The organism is Sphingomonas gilva (assembly GCF_003515075.1).
GTDB lineage: Bacteria > Pseudomonadota > Alphaproteobacteria > Sphingomonadales > Sphingomonadaceae > Sphingomonas > Sphingomonas gilva.
On the sequence record NZ_QWLV01000002.1, the window covers coordinates 713,304 to 730,293 of the forward strand.

General features: G+C 68.4%; 18 protein-coding genes. 8 read left to right on the plus strand and 10 right to left on the minus strand.

All coding sequences use genetic code 11. The features are described 5' to 3' along the window. Window positions 1-7: 7 nt before the first annotated feature. From D1610_RS07970 to D1610_RS07980, 3 genes are read right to left on the minus strand one after another with little or no spacing between them, the layout of a single operon-like run. Complete coding sequence (locus D1610_RS07970; protein WP_245942036.1) at window positions 8-739, minus strand: thioredoxin domain-containing protein; 732 nt, start codon at window positions 737-739, stop codon at window positions 8-10. Between the two features lie 23 nt (window positions 740-762). Then, entirely contained in the window at window positions 763-1,437 is a 675-nt protein-coding gene (locus tag D1610_RS07975) for a DsbA family protein (RefSeq protein ID WP_118863575.1), read from the minus strand. Then, the gene (locus tag D1610_RS07980; protein ID WP_425453207.1) at window positions 1,437-1,967 is read right to left on the minus strand and encodes a DUF721 domain-containing protein; all 531 of its coding nucleotides are present in this window, start codon (window positions 1,965-1,967) and stop codon (window positions 1,437-1,439) included. The genes D1610_RS07975 and D1610_RS07980 overlap by 1 nt, the downstream gene beginning before the upstream one ends. 26 nt (window positions 1,968-1,993) lie before the next feature. Here D1610_RS07980 and D1610_RS07985 point away from each other — a divergent pair, with 26 nt between their 5' ends. From D1610_RS07985 to nudC, 3 genes are read left to right on the plus strand one after another with little or no spacing between them, the layout of a single operon-like run. Beyond that, a complete protein-coding gene (locus D1610_RS07985) occupies window positions 1,994-3,031 on the plus strand; it encodes an A/G-specific adenine glycosylase (RefSeq protein ID WP_118863577.1) in 1,038 nt (345 codons plus the stop codon). Then, window positions 3,028-4,359 carry a serine hydrolase domain-containing protein gene (locus D1610_RS07990; RefSeq protein WP_118863578.1) on the plus strand — a complete coding sequence of 444 codons (1,332 nt, stop codon included), beginning with the start codon at window positions 3,028-3,030 and terminating at the stop codon, window positions 4,357-4,359. Before D1610_RS07985 ends, D1610_RS07990 begins: the two co-directional genes overlap by 4 nt. Further along, window positions 4,356-5,222 carry an NAD(+) diphosphatase gene (gene nudC, locus D1610_RS07995; RefSeq protein WP_245942037.1) on the plus strand — a complete coding sequence of 289 codons (867 nt, stop codon included), beginning with the start codon at window positions 4,356-4,358 and terminating at the stop codon, window positions 5,220-5,222. The genes D1610_RS07990 and nudC overlap by 4 nt, the downstream gene beginning before the upstream one ends. 67 nt (window positions 5,223-5,289) lie before the next feature. On the opposite strand, the gene D1610_RS08000 is transcribed toward nudC, so the two are convergent. Continuing rightward, on the minus strand, window positions 5,290-5,733 hold the full coding sequence (locus tag D1610_RS08000) for a nuclear transport factor 2 family protein (protein ID WP_182466744.1): 444 nt from the start codon (window positions 5,731-5,733) through the stop codon (window positions 5,290-5,292). A 20-nt stretch (window positions 5,734-5,753) separates the two neighbouring features. Then, window positions 5,754-6,650 (minus strand): prephenate dehydratase, encoded by an 897-nt coding sequence (locus D1610_RS08005; RefSeq protein ID WP_118863581.1) that lies wholly within the window; start codon window positions 6,648-6,650, stop codon window positions 5,754-5,756. 138 nt (window positions 6,651-6,788) lie between these two features. Here D1610_RS08005 and D1610_RS08010 point away from each other — a divergent pair, with 138 nt between their 5' ends. Both D1610_RS08010 and D1610_RS08015 read left to right on the plus strand, forming a co-directional pair. Then, window positions 6,789-7,472 carry a c-type cytochrome gene (locus D1610_RS08010; protein ID WP_118863582.1) on the plus strand — a complete coding sequence of 228 codons (684 nt, stop codon included), beginning with the start codon at window positions 6,789-6,791 and terminating at the stop codon, window positions 7,470-7,472. A gap of 65 nt (window positions 7,473-7,537) precedes the next feature. Continuing rightward, window positions 7,538-8,377, plus strand: coding sequence for a hypothetical protein (locus D1610_RS08015; protein WP_118863583.1), 840 nt, complete (start codon window positions 7,538-7,540; stop codon window positions 8,375-8,377). A 32-nt stretch (window positions 8,378-8,409) separates the two neighbouring features. On the opposite strand, the gene D1610_RS08020 is transcribed toward D1610_RS08015, so the two are convergent. Then, complete coding sequence (locus tag D1610_RS08020) at window positions 8,410-9,321, minus strand: LOG family protein (RefSeq protein ID WP_118863584.1); 912 nt, start codon at window positions 9,319-9,321, stop codon at window positions 8,410-8,412. 38 nt (window positions 9,322-9,359) lie between these two features. Next, the gene (locus tag D1610_RS08025; protein WP_118863585.1) at window positions 9,360-10,013 is read right to left on the minus strand and encodes an extensin family protein; all 654 of its coding nucleotides are present in this window, start codon (window positions 10,011-10,013) and stop codon (window positions 9,360-9,362) included. Window positions 10,014-10,116: 103 nt separating this feature from the next. Between D1610_RS08025 and thiL the strand changes: the two genes are divergently transcribed. Beyond that, window positions 10,117-11,046 carry a thiamine-phosphate kinase gene (gene thiL, locus D1610_RS08030; protein ID WP_118863586.1) on the plus strand — a complete coding sequence of 310 codons (930 nt, stop codon included), beginning with the start codon at window positions 10,117-10,119 and terminating at the stop codon, window positions 11,044-11,046. Between the two features lie 116 nt (window positions 11,047-11,162). Continuing rightward, window positions 11,163-13,328, plus strand: coding sequence for a sodium-translocating pyrophosphatase (locus tag D1610_RS08035; protein WP_118863587.1), 2,166 nt, complete (start codon window positions 11,163-11,165; stop codon window positions 13,326-13,328). An 80-nt stretch (window positions 13,329-13,408) separates the two neighbouring features. Here the strand turns inward: D1610_RS08035 and D1610_RS08040 are convergent, their stop codons facing one another. Continuing rightward, on the minus strand, window positions 13,409-13,696 hold the full coding sequence (locus D1610_RS08040; RefSeq protein WP_147414295.1) for a hypothetical protein: 288 nt from the start codon (window positions 13,694-13,696) through the stop codon (window positions 13,409-13,411). A gap of 214 nt (window positions 13,697-13,910) precedes the next feature. On the opposite strand from D1610_RS08040, the gene D1610_RS17040 reads away from it, so the two are divergent. Continuing rightward, a complete protein-coding gene (locus D1610_RS17040; RefSeq protein WP_222926978.1) occupies window positions 13,911-14,084 on the plus strand; it encodes a hypothetical protein in 174 nt (57 codons plus the stop codon). Window positions 14,085-14,090: 6 nt separating this feature from the next. Here D1610_RS17040 and D1610_RS08045 read toward each other — a convergent pair whose 3' ends face one another. Both D1610_RS08045 and D1610_RS08050 read right to left on the minus strand, forming a co-directional pair. Further along, the gene (locus D1610_RS08045; RefSeq protein ID WP_118863589.1) at window positions 14,091-15,689 is read right to left on the minus strand and encodes a glycoside hydrolase family 43 protein; all 1,599 of its coding nucleotides are present in this window, start codon (window positions 15,687-15,689) and stop codon (window positions 14,091-14,093) included. Then, a complete protein-coding gene (locus D1610_RS08050; RefSeq protein WP_118863590.1) occupies window positions 15,686-16,951 on the minus strand; it encodes an MFS transporter in 1,266 nt (421 codons plus the stop codon). The genes D1610_RS08045 and D1610_RS08050 overlap by 4 nt, the downstream gene beginning before the upstream one ends. Window positions 16,952-16,990: the final 39 nt, after the last annotated feature.

Below are 16,990 nucleotides of genomic sequence, written 5' to 3' on the forward strand. Positions count from 1 at the left end.
CCGCGCGTCAGCCGCCGGCCGCCTTCAGCTGCGGCTCGATCTGCGCCCAGCTCGTGCCGTCCACCTTGCGGCCGTTGATCAGGAAGGTCGGCGTGCCCTGGATCTCGAATTCCTCGCTCGCCTTGGTGGTGGCGGCGACCAGCGCATCGGCCTTGGCGGTGTCCGCCAGGCACTGGCGCAGCTTGGGCTCGGCGACGCCGCGCTGCTTGGCCCAGTCGATCAGGCCGACCGCCTCGGCATAGGCGGTGAACTGCTGCGCCGGCGGCAGCACGGCGATGCGCTGCGACGCGGCCTGGTCCAGCGTCTGCGCCTTGGCCAGGATCTCCTCCTGCCCCTTCATCATCTGCTCGGTCAGCGGGAAGAAGGGCGCGGTGCCGTTGCACGATGCGATCAGCGCGCCGGCGATGTCGATCGGGTTGCGCAGGAAGTCGCGGAACTCGTAGCTCAACTTGCCGGTCGAGATGTATTTCTCCTTGAGCGGAGCGACGCCTTCCTCTTCGAAGGCGGCGCAGACATGGCAGGTGCGCGATCCGAATTCGACCAGCTTGATCGGCGCATTGGGGTTGCCCATCACATAGCCGCCCTCGGGCGAGACGTTGACCGTCTCGACCCAGTTCGTGCCGGCGGGCGCCGCGACATTGGCGACGGGCGCGGCGGTGGTCCCATTGCCCGCACCGTCGCCGCAGCCGGCGATCATCAGCGCGGGGATGGCGGCGGCGAGAAGGGGAAGTCTGGTCAAGTGCGATACTCCTGAGGAAAAACTCAAAGCGATCCGGCCGCGACAAGCCTGGGCTGCAATCCGCTCCAGTCGTGGACGCCCGTCACCACCTCGCCGTTGATCGTGAAGGATGGCGTGCCGCGGATCACTGCGAAGGCCGCCTTGGCCTGTTCGGTCAGCGTCTTCAGCTCCGCCGGATTGGCGAGGCAGGCCTTGGCCTTCGCCTCGGGCAGCCCGCGCGCCTTCATCAGCGCCAGCAGGCCCGATCCGCCGGCATAGCCCTGCAGCCGCGCGCTGATGCTCATCGTCTTCAGCGCTTCGGCATTGGCCGCCTGCCACGCCGCGCCCTTCTCCAGCCATTGCGGCTGGGCGGCCATGATCGCGCGGGTATGGCCGTGGAACGCGCGCGGCCCGGCGCACCGCGCGAGGATGGACGCCGTCAGGTCCAGCGGATCGCGCACCGCATGACGCAGCTCGACGCTGGTCGTGCCCGATTTCACCCGCGCGTCGAGCGCGGCCGAGGCCTCGCCGACGAAATGCGCGCAATGGCCGCAGGTGAAGCTGATATATTCGACCAGCTTGACCTTGGCGGCCGGATTGCCGTGGACATAGCTGCCCGTCGGGGTCGGCGTGATCGTCCGGCTCCAGTCCTGCGCGGCGGCGAGGATCGAAAGCGGCGTGGCGATCACCGCCGCGGCCGCCATCAGCGAATAGCGCATCACTTCACCTTTCCTAGCACGGGGATCGGCCGCGCCTCCGCCGCCGCGACGCTTGAGGCGAGCGCGGACAGCACCGCCTTCAGTTCGGGATCGGCGATGTCGCGCAGTGATTCGCCCAGTTCGACCGGTATGGGCGCGGGCGCGGGACGCGGGACGGGCTTCGCGCGCCGCTCCACCTGGCCCTGGCGGATCGCGACGCGCGCAACCGCGGGATAGCCGAAGAAGCGGTTGGTCCGCTCCATGATCTCGGGCGCGACATGCTGCATGATCGCGGCGTGCGCGCCGGAGACGACCACCGACAGCACGCCCTCGCCCTTCCTGCCGTGCGGGAAGCGAAGCGATTCGGGTTGAGAGATCGCGGCATAGCGCTCGCCGACGATCTCGCCCCAGCGGCTGACGATCGCCGACTGGACGAAGCCGAACTTGCGGAACGCGGCGCCGCCGATCGCCGGCACCAGCTCGGCGACGCTCTTGGCGGGTCCGCCGCGCGGGCGGTCTTGGGGCTTTGCGGGGCGACGCCGTTCACTCATCCGCCTACCCATGCCATAGGCTCCCCGTGCCCGTCGAGAACCAGATCGCGAACAAACTGCTGGCGCATTACGACGCGCAGGCCCGCAGCCTCCCTTGGCGCAGCCCGCCTGGCGCTCCACCGGCCGATCCCTATCGCGTCTGGCTGTCGGAGATCATGCTTCAGCAGACCACGGTTGCGGCCGCCGCGCCCTATTTCGAGCGATTCACGAAGCGCTGGCCGACGGTCGAGGCGCTGGCGGCCGCCGAGGATGCCGATCTGATGGCCGCCTGGGCCGGCCTCGGCTATTACGCCCGCGCGCGCAATCTGCTCGCCACCGCGCGTGCCGTGGCGGGCAAGGGCTTTCCGGATACCGAGGCCGGACTGCGCGAGCTTCCCGGCATCGGCGGCTACACCGCCGCCGCGATCGCCGCGATCGCCTTCGGGCACCGCGCGGTAGTGGTCGACGCCAATGTCGAGCGCGTCGTCGCGCGGCTGTTCGCGATTGCCGATCCCTTGCCCGGTGCGAAGCCCGCCATCCGCGCCGCCGCCGATTCGATCACGCCGGACGGCCGCGCGGGTGATTTCGCGCAGGCGATGATGGACCTTGGCGCGACGATCTGTACCGTCCGCGCCCCGGCCTGCCTCGCCTGCCCGATCCACGAACATTGCGCGGGTTACGTCAGCGGCGATCCAACCGCCTTTCCAGTCAAAGCCGCGAAAAAGGCCCGCCCCGTTCGCCACGGCACCATCTTCTGGCTGGAGCGCGGTAAGGACGTGCTGCTGGTCCGCCGTCCGGACAAGGGCCTGCTCGGCGGCATGCGCGCCTTGCCCACCGGATCGTGGGGCGATTCTCCGCCGGGCCTCGCCGGCGCGCCTTGCGATGTTGGCTGGCACGCGGTCGAGCCGGTCGTCACCCACGTCTTCACCCATTTCGAGCTGCGCCTCGCGCTCGTCGCCGGCACTTCGGAAAAGCATTGCAAGATGCAACCGGGTTGGGAATGGTGGCCCAAGGACCGCATCGGCCAGGCGGGGCTGCCGACGGTGTTCGCCAAGGCCGCCAGCATTTTCGGGAGAGACGGATGACATTGGGTTGGACGATTCGCGGCGCTGCGCTCGCCATGTTGCTCGCAGGCACCGCGCTCCACGCGCAGGCCGCGCCGCAACCCCAGACCCGCCCCGCCGCCACGGCAGCCGCGCTCCCCAACACACAGGCGCTGTTCGATGGCTATGTCGCGGCAAAGAAGATGCCCGGTATCGTCGGCGCGTTCGGCGTCGGCGACGGCCCGACCCACTTCGTCTCCGCCGGTCATATTTCAACCGATCCCGGCGCGCCGCCCGCCGGCCACGATTCGCTGTGGCGCATCTATTCGATGACCAAGCCGATCACCGCGATGGCGGCGATGATCCTGGTCGAAGAGGGCAAGTTGAAGCTCGACCAGCCGATCAGCGACTTCTTCCCCGGCTTCAAGTCGATGAAGGTGCTGACCAGCCCCGACACCTCGCTCGACAGCGTGCCGGCGAAGACTCAGATCACCGTCCGCCACCTGCTGACCCACACCGCCGGCCTGACCTATTCGATCGGCGCCAAGGGGCCGCTGCTCAAGGAGGTCGAGCGGCTCGGCCTGACGCCGGGCGCGGTCAACGCGCAGGCGGAGGCGGTAGCGCGCCCCGCCCGCCCCAAGACGCTCGCCGAGTTCGCCGAGCGCGCCGCGACGCTGCCGCTGATCGCCGAGCCGGGGACCAAATGGAGCTATTCGATGGGGCTCGACGTGCTCGCCGCCGTCGTCGAAAAGGCGGCGGGCCAGCCGTTCGAGAGCTTCGTCCAGACGCGTTTGTTCACCCCGCTCAAGATGACCTCCACCTATTGGACGGTGCCCGCCGGCGAGGTCGGCCGCTTCGCCACCAACTACGTCTTCATGGGCGATGCGATGGTGCCGTTCGATCCGGCGGCGACCTCGGTCTATCTCCAGCCGCCGAGCTTTCCCTATGGCGGCGCGGGCCTCGTCTCCTCGGCGCGCGATTACGACCGGTTCCTGCACATGCTGCAGAATGGCGGCGAGCTGGACGGCGTCCGCGTGATGAAGACGGAGACGGCGGCGCTCGCCATGTCCAACCTGCTGCCCCCCGGCGTCACCTTCGAAGGCATCGGCGACGGCACCGGCGGTACGCAGGCGCCGGTTGCGATGGGTTATGGCGCGGGCGGCTCGGTCTATCTGGCCGATAATCCGACGGGCGCGTCGAAGGGCACCTATGGCTGGGGCGGCGCCGCGGGCACGATCGCCTGGGTCGATCCGGCGCGGAAGATGCGCGGCACGATCATGGTCAATTATTTCCCTGCCGAGAAATGGCCGCTGCGCCAGGAAGTGCCGGCCGCGCTCGTCAAGGACGCGGCGCGGCTGGCGGCGCGGTGAGGCCGGGCCTCACCGGCAGCCCGCTCGACCGCGCCGACAAGCTGCGCGGCGACCCCGAAGCGTTCGCCGCCCTGCTCGGCGATGTCCGCGCGCGCGTGCTCGACCTCACCTCGCTCGATCCGGTGGTGACCGCGGAGGGAATGATCGGCTGGAAAAGCCTGGCCGAAGCACACGACCAAGCCGAACTCATCCTCCTCGGCCTCGACGGCGGCGTGCCGCACCTCGTCGAATGGCGCATGGGCCAGCCCGATCCGATCCCGCGCAGCCCCGCCGTGTTCCGCGCGCTCGCGACGCTGTCGCCCGATCAGGCGCAGATCTACGCCTCGGCGCGGAGCCTGCTCGAATATCACCGTCGCCACGGCTTCTGCGCCAATTGCGGCGCCGTAACGCGCATCTTTCGCGCCGGCTGGGGCCGCCGTTGCGACGCTTGCGGCACCGAGCATTTCCCACGCGTCGATCCGGTCGTCATCATGCTTGCCGAACATGATGATCGCGTCCTTATCGGGCGCAGCGCGGGCTATCCGCCGGGACGCTATTCGGCGCTCGCCGGCTTCGTCGAGCCAGCCGAATCGATCGAGGAAGCCGTCGCGCGCGAACTCCACGAGGAGGCGGGCATCCGTGTTTCCGACGTCCGCTACGTCGCCAGCCAGCCCTGGCCCTTCGCCCATTCGCTGATGATGGGCTGCATGGCGGCGGCGGCGGACGACGCGCTGACGATCGACGCCACCGAGCTAGAGGACGCGATCTGGGTCAGCCGCGACGCCGTCCGCGCCGCGATGGCCGGCGATCCGGACGCGCCGTTCCTCGCCCCGCCGCCCTACGCGATCGCGCACACCCTGTTCGCGCGGTGGATCGACGAATAACCGTCGGCAAGTGCGATGTTCGGATGTGCCACAAACAGAGCGGCCCCTGCCTGCACAGGGGCGAGGATTATTTGTTCGCCGGCACCCGCGTCACCTGGATATGTGTCGCCTGCCATGTCCCGTTCTTCAGCCGGAAGGTATCGGCGAAGCGGATATGGCTGGCGAAGGGGGCGCCATTCGCACGCCCGCGCAGCACCACCTCGCCCCCGACGATCCCGGCATCCGGCCCCAATGGAACGAACACGCGGTCCTCGATCGCGATCGGCTCGAAACTGAGCGCCGGATCGGTCCAGCCGTCGATGAACGCCTTCTTGCCCGATCGCGTGCCGTCGCCTTCGATGAAGATCAGGTCGTCCGCGACCAGCGTCTGCAGCACCGCGCCGTCCTTGGCGATCTGCGCCTGGTCGAATCGGTCGCCGACCTCGCGCAGCGTCTCCACGCTCACATCGGCGCGAGCGACGGGCTCTCCGGCACAGGCGGAGAGCATCGCCACGGCCACCAGCATCGCCATCCGCATACCGACTCTCCCGTTCAGTCGCCGCCGCGCGGACGCGCCTGCGGATAGGTGCCGAGCACCCGCACCCACTTGCTGTGATAGGCGAGCTCGTCGAGCGCACGATCGACCGCGGGGTCGCCCGGTGCGCCTTCGATGTCGGCGTAGAACTCCGTCGCGGCGAAGGTCGCGCCGCGCTGATAGCTTTCCAGCTTGGTCATGTTGACGCCGTTGGTCGCGAAGCCGCCCATCGCCTTGTAGAGCGCGGCGGGCACGTTCTTCACCTCGAAGATGAAGGTCGTCATCAGCTTGCCGGTGGCGACGGGCGCCGCCGCCTCGCGCGCCAGCACGACGAAGCGGGTCATGTTGTGATCCGCATCCTCGATCCCCTGCTGGAAGATGGTGAGGCCGTAAATCTCCGCCGCCCCCGCCGGCGCCAGCGCCGCCACCGCGGGATCGGCCAGCTCGGCCACGCGCGCCGCCGCACCCGCGGTATCGGGATAGGCCACCGGGTTCAGGCTCTTGCCGCGCAGCCAGTGGCGGCATTGGCCCAGCGCCTGCGGATGGCTCATCACGTCCCTGAGGCCCGATCCGTCTCCCAGCCCCATCAGCGCATAGCGGATCGGGAGGAAATGCTCGCCGGTGATCACCAGCCCGGATTCGGGCAGCAGATAATGGATGTCGGCGACGCGCCCGTGCAGCGAGTTCTCGATCGGAATCATCGCGCGATCGGCATGGAAATCGCGGACCGCGTCGATCGCATCGGCGAAGCTGAAGCAGGGCAGCGGTAAGCCGTCGGCAAACGCCTCGCGCGCGGCGATGTGCGAATTCGCCCCTGGGGCGCCCTGAAAGGCGACCGCGCGCGCGGGCTCGGCGGCGGCGGCGGCGACCATCTCGGTCACGATCGGACGGGCGGGTGCGGGGAAATTCTCCATATCGCTCGCGCGCCTAAAGATGCGCGCGCGCGCAAGCAAGCGCGCTTGCGATCCCCTCCCCCCGCCGATAAGGGGGGCGGGATTTTCTGCCGGGCGTGATCGACACGCCACCTTCAAGAGGCGTTGAGAAAGCACGAGATGGACGACCGGACCAACACGATCGCGGGCTGGGTGCTCGCCGGCTGCGCCACCGCCCTGGCGGCGTCGATCGGCGCGGGCATGTATTTCCATGCAGAGCGCCCCGAGAAGATGGGCTACCCGATCGAGGGCGTCGAGGAAGAGGGCGCGGGCGGCGCCGCCGCCGCGGTCGATATCGCCACGCTGCTGCCCACCGCCGACGCGGCCAAGGGCGCCGAGGTGTTCAAGAAGTGTGCCGCCTGCCACACGATCAACCAGGGCGGCGCCAACGGCATCGGACCCAATCTCTGGGCCGCGATGGGCAAGCCGCACGGCCATGTTCCCGGCTTCGCCTATTCGGACGCGCTGAAGAGCGTTCCGGGCGTCTGGGATTTCAAGTCTATGGACGCGTGGCTCACGTCCCCGCGCAAGTACGCGCCCGGCACCAAGATGACCTTCGCCGGCCTGGGGAACGCCCAGGACCGCGCCGACCTGCTGGTCTATCTCAACAGCCAGGGCTCCAACCTGCCGCTGCCCGCCGCTCCGGCGGCTGCGCCCGAGACCACGGCCGAGGCGAACGTCACTGAGGGCGGCGACATCGCCAACACAGCGGAGCTCGCCAACAACGCGACGCCGGCCACAGGCGCGCCGTCCGTCGATCCAGCAGCCGCGCAGGGCTCGGCCGCCGAAGCGGTGGTGAAGTAGCGCGAATCCTCGACAGCCCGCGCCCCGCGGCCTAATCTGGCCGGAATTCAGACAGGGAGCGGGTGATGCTGGGGCTGCGTATCGCGATCACGTTGGCGGCATTGTCCGCCACACCGGCAATCGCCCAGGTCGCTCGGCCCGACACCGTCGAGGAGTTCGTCCGCCTCTATGGCGGCGCAGCCGCGGCGCGCAGCTACGCCGCCGCGGAGAAGCTCGCAGCCTTTGAGAACAACATTGCCCTGGCCGAGGGCTGCGGCGCCAACTGCGCCGTGCGCGCCCTGATCGTCGATGCGCGCCCGCGCAGCGACAGCGCCAGCCGCCAGCTCTGCTTCGAGAATCCCATTCCTCTTGCCGCGCGCATCGGCGACGATCCTGCCTATGGCTTCGTCACCCATGCCGAAGCCACGGTGACGACGCGAGAGGGCGCCGCCGTCCTTGCCTATCGCCTGTTCGCGCGGATGGACACGCGCACCGCCTCGCGCGCCAAGCCCAACCTCACCGGCGACTGGTGCGCGCAGCTTCCCGTCGCCCTGCGTGAGGCGGCGGCAGCAGGAGACTGGTCGATCGCGCTCCGGGCGATACCGCCGCGCGATGCGCGCTACGCCTATGCCGATCTCGCCTCGGCCAGGCTCGCGCCACGCACGGCCGCGGGCGTGATGCCGGTCCAATTCGATCCCGCCGGCATGGGCTTCGCCGAAATACTGGTGCGCTCGGCCAAGCCCGGTGCGCGGATCAGCGTCTCGGGCACCCGCAGCAAGCTGCGCACGCCCGCGACGATCTCGCTCACCGAGGCCGCCGCCGGCCGCGTCGAGCTGCAGCAAGGCAAGCTCCGCGCGCAACTCGACAAATGCGCCAGCCAATGGGCGGCGGACCGCAACGCATTCGTCTTCGATTGCCCGATCTGAATTGTGCGTCGCCCCGGCGCAGGGGCGACGCCTTATCCGACGCTGGGGTCGTCGCGCTCCGCCCGATTCTCGGTGCGTCCGCTGTAGAATGCCTGGACGATCTCCCACGCCTCCTCGGCCGTTTCGGCATAGTGAAACAGGTTGAGATCCTGCCGGCCGATCACGCCTTCCTCGACCAGCGCTTCGAAATTGACCACCCGATCCCAGAATTCCCGGCCGAAGAAGATCACCGGCATCGGATCGATCTTGCCCGTCTGGATCAGCGTCAGCAGCTCGAAGGTTTCGTCAAAGGTGCCGAATCCGCCCGGGAACACCGCGACAGCACGCGCGCGCAGCAGGAAATGCATCTTCCTGAGCGCGAAATAGTGGAACTGGAACGATAATGACGGGGTGACATAGGGGTTCGGCGCCTGTTCGTGCGGCAGCACGATATTCAGGCCCACCGTCTCCGCGCCGGCATCCTGCGCGCCGCGATTGGCCGCTTCCATGATCGACGGCCCGCCGCCCGAGCACACCACGAAATGCCGCTTGCCCTCATTGTCGCGCGGGAAATCGCTCGCCAGCCGGGCGAGCTCGCGGGCCACATCATAATATTTGCTCTTGGCGACCAGCCGTTCAGCGATCGCCCTGCCCTCGTCGTCGGTGGCGAGATCGAGCAGCGCCTGCGCCTTGGCCGGCTCGGGAATCCGCGCGGAGCCGTAGAACACCATCATCGAACCGATCTGCGCCTCGTCGAGCAGCAATTCGGGCTTGAGCAGCTCAAGCTGGAAACGCACCGGACGCAGATCCTCGCGCAGCAAGAATTCCATGTCCTGAAAGGCCAGGCGATAGGCGGGATGCTCGGTCTGCGGCGTGCGCACCGCAGAGGCCTTGGCGGTCTCGGCCTCGGTCCGCGCGTTGGCGAAGACGCGCGCCGGGACGCGGGTTTCTTTCTGTTCTGTCATCGCTGCGCCGTTAGCGCAGGCGCATGGCCAAGCCAATCCTATCGGCAGAAGTCCTTGCCGCTCATATCGAGGTGGAAATGGTCGTGGTGCGCGGCGTTGTAGTCGGGGCTTAGCACGGTCGGGAAGCGCCGGCAGGCGGAGGCGCGGATGCGGCGGAGGAAATCGCGCGACGCCTCGTCGCCATTCCACCCGTCCTTCACCGATATCCGCCGCCCGTCGGCGAGCACGAAGGCGCTGACGTCGACCGCGTTGGACCGCGCATGTTCGGACAACCGGCTGCTTCCGGCGATCGGACGGCACGAATAGGTGCCCATCGTCTCGATCCTGACCAGCTCGGTATCGAAATAGACGCGTGCGGCAGGCATCGCAGCGTGGCGCGCCCAGGCGGCGAAATTCGCCGCGAGCGGACAGGTCATCGCGCCGAGATTGGTCACCGGCACGCCGACGTCGAGCAGCTTGATCGATCCGAACGCCGAGCAGCCGCCGCCGAAGTCGCGATCGGGCAACGACGAGAACTCGAAACCGCGCGCGAGCATCCGCGACTTGCATTGGCGGATCGCGGCGGTGTCCGCGCGCGGCGTCGGCGGCTTGGCGGGTTTGGCGGCCGCGCGCGACGGACGCCGATCCCGGTCGTCCCCGCCCGAACAGGCGGAAACCATGAACGCGACCATCAATACCCCGCCCCAACGCATGGCCGAATGGTTAACGTCCTCATGGTTAACGAAAAGCTACCGGCGGCTCGGCTCGTCCCGCCAGAGGTTCCGCTCGACTCGTTTTGACCGCTATAGCGGCCCGATGAACGAGGCCGATTTGCTCGCGCGACTGCGCTCGCTTCCGCTGCATGAGGCGGCGCGCGGGCTGGCGGACGACGCCGCGGTGCTGGGATCGGCCGAGGGCGCGCTGGTCCTGACCCACGACATGATCGCCGAAGGCGTCCATTTCCTCTCCGCCGATCCGCCGGAATCGGTCGCGTGGAAGCTGCTCGCGGTCAATCTGTCGGACCTCGCCGCCAAGGGCGCGTCGCCGATCGGCGTATTGGTGGGACAGGCGCTGTCGGGCGACGCCGCATGGGACGCCGCGTTCACCGACGAGCTCGGCCGCGCGCTCGCCCAGCTCGATTGCACGTTGCTCGGCGGCGACACGGTTACGCTGCCAGGCGGCGCGCCGCGCATGTTCGGCCTGACCGCGATCGGCCGCGCCGGGCCGGCGGGCGCGCCGAGCCGGGCGGGCGCCCGTTCGGGCGACGCGCTCTACGTCACCGGCACGATCGGCGACGCGGGCGCAGGCCTCGAGTTGCTGCGTGAGGGGCGCGACGGACCGCCCCGCCTGATCGCCGCCTATCGCCGGCCGATGCCGCTAATCGCCGACGGCCGTGCGCTCGCCCCGCTCGTCACCGCGATGATGGACGTATCGGACGGCCTGCTGATCGACGCGGGCCGCATGGCCGCGGCCTCGGGCCTCGCCATCGGCATCGATCTCGACCGCATCCCCCTGAGCCACGATTTCGTCGCCCATGCCGGCGACGACCGCCCCGCGCGCCTGTCCGCCGCGACCGCCGGGGACGACTATCAGCTGCTGTTCGCCGCGCCCGAGGACGAGGAATGGCCCGTTCCCGTCACTCGCATCGGCCGCTTCCACGACGGCGCAGGGCTGATGCTGGAAGACCGCATGGGCCACGTCCCGCTGCCCGAAAGGCTCGGCTGGGAGCATGCCGGCGCGACCTAGCCCGCAAAGGCTTGCCACGCCTTGCCCCGCCCTTTACGCCTTCGCCCCGCGCCCTCGACCGGCATCAAGACCGGCGGCGCGACCCGGGATAAACAGGGGGAAGGATACCGCATCCCATGACAGTCATCTACGTCGCGATCGCGTGCGGATTGATCGCCGTGCTCTACGGTTTCGTCACCGGCCGGCAGGTATTGTCGGCCAGCGCGGGCAATGCGCGCATGCAGGATATCGCCGCCGCCGTGCAGGAAGGCGCGCGCGCCTATCTCGGCCGGCAATACCGCACCATCGCCATCGTCGGCGCGGTGGTCGCGATTCTCGTCTGGGTCTTCCTCGATCGGATGGGCGCGCCGATCTCGGCTGTCGGCTTCCTCCTGGGCGCGGTGCTTTCGGGCGCGACCGGCTTCATCGGCATGAACGTGTCGGTCAAGGCGAACGTCCGCACCGCTGAGGCCGCGCGCACCTCTCTGCAGGGCGGCCTCACCATGGCGTTCCGCGCGGGCGCGATCACCGGCATGCTGGTGGCGGGCCTCGGCCTGCTCTCGATCGCCTTGTTCTTCTGGTATCTGATCGGTCCGGCAGGCCACCTGCCCGATGATCGCATCGTCATCGACGCGCTCGTCGCGCTCGCCTTCGGCGCCTCGCTGATCTCGATCTTCGCCCGCCTCGGCGGCGGCATCTTCACCAAGGCGGCCGATGTCGGCGCCGATCTGGTCGGCAAGGTCGAGGCGGGCATTCCCGAGGACGATCCCCGCAACCCCGCGACGATCGCCGACAATGTCGGCGACAATGTCGGCGATTGCGCCGGCATGGCGGCCGACCTGTTCGAAACCTATGTCGTGACCCTGGGCGTGACGATGGTGTCGATCGCGCTGCTCGTCACCACCTCTTCCGAACAGCTGCTTGCGCTGATGGGCCTGCCGCTGATCGTCGGCGGCGTGTGCATCATCACCTCGATCATCGGCACCTATATGGTCCGGCTGGGCAAGGGTCAGTCGATCATGGGCGCGCTCTACAAGGGCTTCTGGACCTCGGTCGTGCTCGCCATTCCCGCCATCTACTTCGCCACCGCCTGGACGCTCGGCGACATGAACGCGGTGATCGGCGGAGAGGCTTTCCTCGATGCCCCGCTCGACGGTTTCGCCGCCGAACCGGTCGCTGAGGCGGCCGGGTTCACCGGCATGGGCCTGTTCTGGTGCATGATGATCGGCCTTGCGCTCACCGGCGCGCTGGTGTGGATCACCGAATATTACACCGGCACCAACTACCGCCCGGTCAAGAGCATCGCGCGCGCGTCGGAGACCGGCCACGGCACCAACGTCATCCAGGGCCTTGCCGTCAGCCTCGAAAGTCCGGCGCTGCCGACCATCGTCATCTCCGTGGCGGTGATCGCGGCATACCAGATCGCAGGCGTCATCGGCGTCGCTTTCGGCGCAACCGCTATGCTCGCCTTGGCGGGCATGGTCGTCGCGCTCGACGCCTATGGTCCGGTCACCGACAATGCCGGCGGCATCGCCGAGATGGCCGATCTCGATCCCGAGGTGCGCGCCCGCACCGACGCCTTGGACGCGGTCGGCAACACCACCAAGGCGGTGACCAAGGGCTATGCGATCGGCTCGGCGGCGCTCGCCGCGCTCGTGCTGTTCGGCGCCTACACCACCGATCTCACCGAGTTCTTCCCCGATCTCGCGGTCGATTTCAGCCTTAGCAACCCGTACGTCATCGTCGGGCTGCTGCTCGGCGCGCTGCTGCCGTTCAGCTTCGGCGCGTTCGGCATGACCGCGGTGGGCCGCGCGGCGGGCTCGGTGGTTGAGGACGTCCGCGCCCAGTTCCGCGACAATCCGGGGATCATGGAGGGAACCAGCCGTCCCAACTATGCCCGCACGGTCGATCTGGTGACGCGCGCGGCGATCAAGGAGATGATCGTCCCCTCGCTGCTGCCGGTGCTCGCGCCGATCCTGGTCTATTTCGTCATCACCGCAGTCGCGGGCCAGGCGGAGGGCTTCGCCGCATTGGGCGCGCTGCTCCTCGGCGTGATCGTCTCCGGGCTGTTCGTCGCCATCTCGATGACCTCGGGTGGCGGCGCGTGGGACAATGCCAAGAAGTACATCGAAGACGGCAACCACGGCGGCAAGGGCAGCGAAGCCCACAAGGCCGCGGTGACCGGCGACACGGTGGGGGATCCCTACAAGGACACCGCCGGCCCCGCGGTCAACCCGATGATCAAGATCACCAATATCGTGGCGCTGCTGCTGCTCGCTGCACTGGCGCACGGCGCCGCCTAGAACGCTCGCCCCGCGTTCAGGCGCGCTCTTGATCTCGACCCCGCCGGGCTATCCCGGCGGGGTTTCCTTTCCACCACGGATCAGTCTGCCGAAGCGACTTGCTGCGCGCTCTCGCCGCGCCGCACCAGCGTCAGCCCTTGGCGCGCCCATCCGTCCTTCGTCCGGCACTCCTTGGCATGCACCCGCAGATTGAATCGGTCGGCAGCCTCGCCGCTATGCGTGCTGATGCAATAACGCTCGGACTCCGCCCGATAGGTGACGTTGATCCCGTCCTCGTTATTGAGCCGCTTCACCTCGCCCGCCATCGCCGGCACATTGACCGTGAGCGCAAGTCCAGCAGCCACGATCGCTCGCATACCCGTTTTCATGTCAATCCTCCTTGAACGGCGGCCGATCCGCCGCTCATCGCTCAGCAAGAGGTGTGCCATATGCATAATACACCATGAATTCGGGCCATCTCGGCGATATCCGCCCGGCCGACGCCAACGAGCATGGCGACATATGCCAAGGGTTGGGCAATTCCACCTGTTCGATAGCGGACAGGAATGTCCGCTAACGGATAGTCCGGACGCATGTCGCCCGATGCATTATAGTGGTGCCATGCCCGATTCGATCGACGACACCATCATCGACACGCCCGAAGGGCCGATGACCTTCGCCGAGTGGAAGAAGAAGAACCCCGTCCAGCTGCCATCGCGGCGGACCAAGGGGAAGGATCTGCCAAACCGGGTGAAACGCTTCAGCGACCAATCCTGAGACGGGTCAATCGCGGAGGCGGTAATCGAACCAGGCGAAGTCCGCCGGGCATGCCGTGCCGGCCATGTCCTGACAGGCGACGCCGACGAACCCCCCGGTAAAGTTGGGCTGCCCGGGCGCGGTCGCCTCGTCGGACAGGATGCTCGCGTCGAACTCCTTTGCCAGCCAGCGCCATTCGTCGTCGCCTTCCATCCGCCAGGCAAAGCGCAGCCGGTCGAAATCGACGTCGACGCGCAGTTCGATCTCGCCATCGGGCAACGCGACGGGCTGTGTCCAGACATCGCCCTGGGGCGAATCGGGAAGCACCGACGCCACCGCCAGGCAGCGACCCAGCGCCTCATCGTAGGTCACGTGCAGATAGTGGAACTTGCTGCTGTTGTAATAGCAGACCAGCCCCGCCGCCTGCTGGTAGTGCGCCGGCATGAACGCCATCCGCGTCGTCGCGGTATAGCGGAACCCGGTCTGCCGGCGCGCGACCAGCGCCTGTTCGAACAGGCTGCCGATGCTTTCGCGGCCGAACAGCCGCAGCCGGCCGGGCCGCTTGGTCAGGCTGAACAGCCGTTCGGGACAGGGCGTGCGCAGCCACTGGAAGGCGTCGGGCAGCCGGTCGCCATCGAAGCATGTCCGCGCCGTTTCTTCCGGCCAGGGCGCGGCCGGCAGGCCCGTGTCGGCCGTCTCCATCGGCGCGCCGTCGCCCGCCTCGGTGCGCAGCCAGCCATCCTCGCCCCAGCGTACCGGCTGGATCGCAGTCTCGCGTCCCATCACGCACCGTCCGCGCGCGGGCAAGGGCCGTCCGCACAGATAGGTCATCCAGGTGCGGCCGTCGGGCGTCTCGACCAGATCGGCATGGCCGGCGCGCTGCAACGTCGCATGCTGTCGCCCGCGCGAGGTCAGCACCGGTCCGTCGGGATGCAGCTCATAGGGCCCGGACAAGGATCGCGAGCGCGCCATCGTCACCGCGTGATCCCAACCGGTGCCGCCCTCCGCGACGATCAGATGATACCAGCCGTCGCGGCGGTAGAGATGCGGCGCCTCGGTCAGCCCGAGCGCGGTCCCTTCGAAGATCACCCGGCTTTCGCCGATCAGCCGGCGCTCCGCGGGCGCATATTCCTGCGCGACGATCCCGGCGAAACGATTCCGGGCCGGACGGTGGTCCCACAGCATGTTGAGCAGGTATTTGCGCCCGTCATCGTCGTGGAACAGCGATGGATCGAACCCGCTGCTGTTGAGGTGAACCGGGGCCGACCACGGCCCCTCCACGCTTGGGCTCGTCACCAGATAATTGTGGAAGTCGCGCAGCGAAGCGCCAGCGGCCCCGCCCACGGTGGTGCGGCCATAACGCCGGACATCGGTATACACCAAATGGAACAGCCCATCGGCATGGGTGAGGCACGGCGCCCACACGCCGCACCCGTCGGGCCGGCCAGTAAGGTCGATCCGGTCGAGTGGACGCGCCGCCAGCCGCCAGTTGGCAAGGTCGCGCGAATGGTGGATCTGCACGCCCGGCATCCATTCGAAGGTCGAGGTGGCGATATAATAATCGTCCCCGACCCGCACGATCGAAGGATCGGGGTTGAAGCCGCGCAGGATCGGATTGCGGATCATGCCGCCACCGCCTTCTTCGCCGGATCGCGCACCAGGCCCCACAGCAGCGCCGCGGCGACCAGGTCGAACACGCCCAGCGCGACGAAGAAGGGGGCGTAGCCGATCGTCGTCACCAGCCCGCCGATCGCCAGGGAGAACAGCAGCACGCCCAGATTGGCGAAGGTCCCGCCAAGTCCCGCGACCGTCCCCACCTCATGCCGCTTGAACAGATCGGGCGCCATGGTGAGGACGGTGATCGACAGCGTCTGGTGCGCGAAACCGCCGAGGCAAAGCAGCGCCAGCGCCGCATAGGGACTCTCTACCTGACCGACGAACATCATCCCCGTCATCAGCACCGCGCCGACCGTGAACGCCCCGCGCCGTGCGTTGATCAGGCTGACGCCGCGCCGCTGCAGCCACAGGCTCACCGCCGGGCCGAACAGGCAGCCCAGATCCGCCGCGACGAAGGGCAGCCAGGCGAACAGCGCGATCTGCGTGAGATCGAAGCCGCGCACGTTCATCAGGTAGAGCGGCATCCAGAAGGTGAGCGTGCCCCAGGTCGGGTCCGCCAGGAAACGCGGCAGCGCGATTCCCCAGAAGTTGCGCTGCCGGAGGATCGAGCCGATGGACGGCCGGGCGCGGTCGGCGAGCAGATGCTCCTCCTGCCCCGCTTCGATATAGCTCGCCTCCGCGGGCGTGATCGCCGGATGCTCCCTGGGCGCGCGATAGTAGCGCAGCCACAGCACCACCCATATCAGCGCCAGCGCCCCCGATATGACGAACGCCGCCTGCCAGCTATGGACGAGGATGGCCCAGGCGACGAGCGGCGGCGCCAGCACCGATCCCATCGACGCGCCGATATTGTAGATCCCGCCGGCGAAGCCGCGCTCGCGCGCCGGGAACCACTCCGCGACAGCCTTCAGCCCCGCCGGCTGCGCCGCCCCTTCCGCGAAGCCGAGCGCGCCGCGCAAGGCCGCCAGGCTCACCCAACCGGCGGCGAACCCATGCGCCATGGTGATGAGGCCCCAGGAGACCGCGAACACCGCGAATCCCATACGCAGGCCGATCACGTCAAGCAGGTAGCCGGCCACCGGCTGGAGCATGATACCCAGCTGGAACGCGGCGGTGACCCAGGCATATTGCAGCTCGTCGATGCCGAGGTCCGCCATCAAGGTCGGCGCGGCGACGCCCAGCACGCTGCGCGTCAGATAGTTGATGATCATCCCGATCATCACCAGCGCGATGATCCACCAGCGCAATCCGCGCCGCCTCCGCCCCGCCATCCGCCTCTCCACGATTCTTGTTAGCGCTAACCTGCTGTC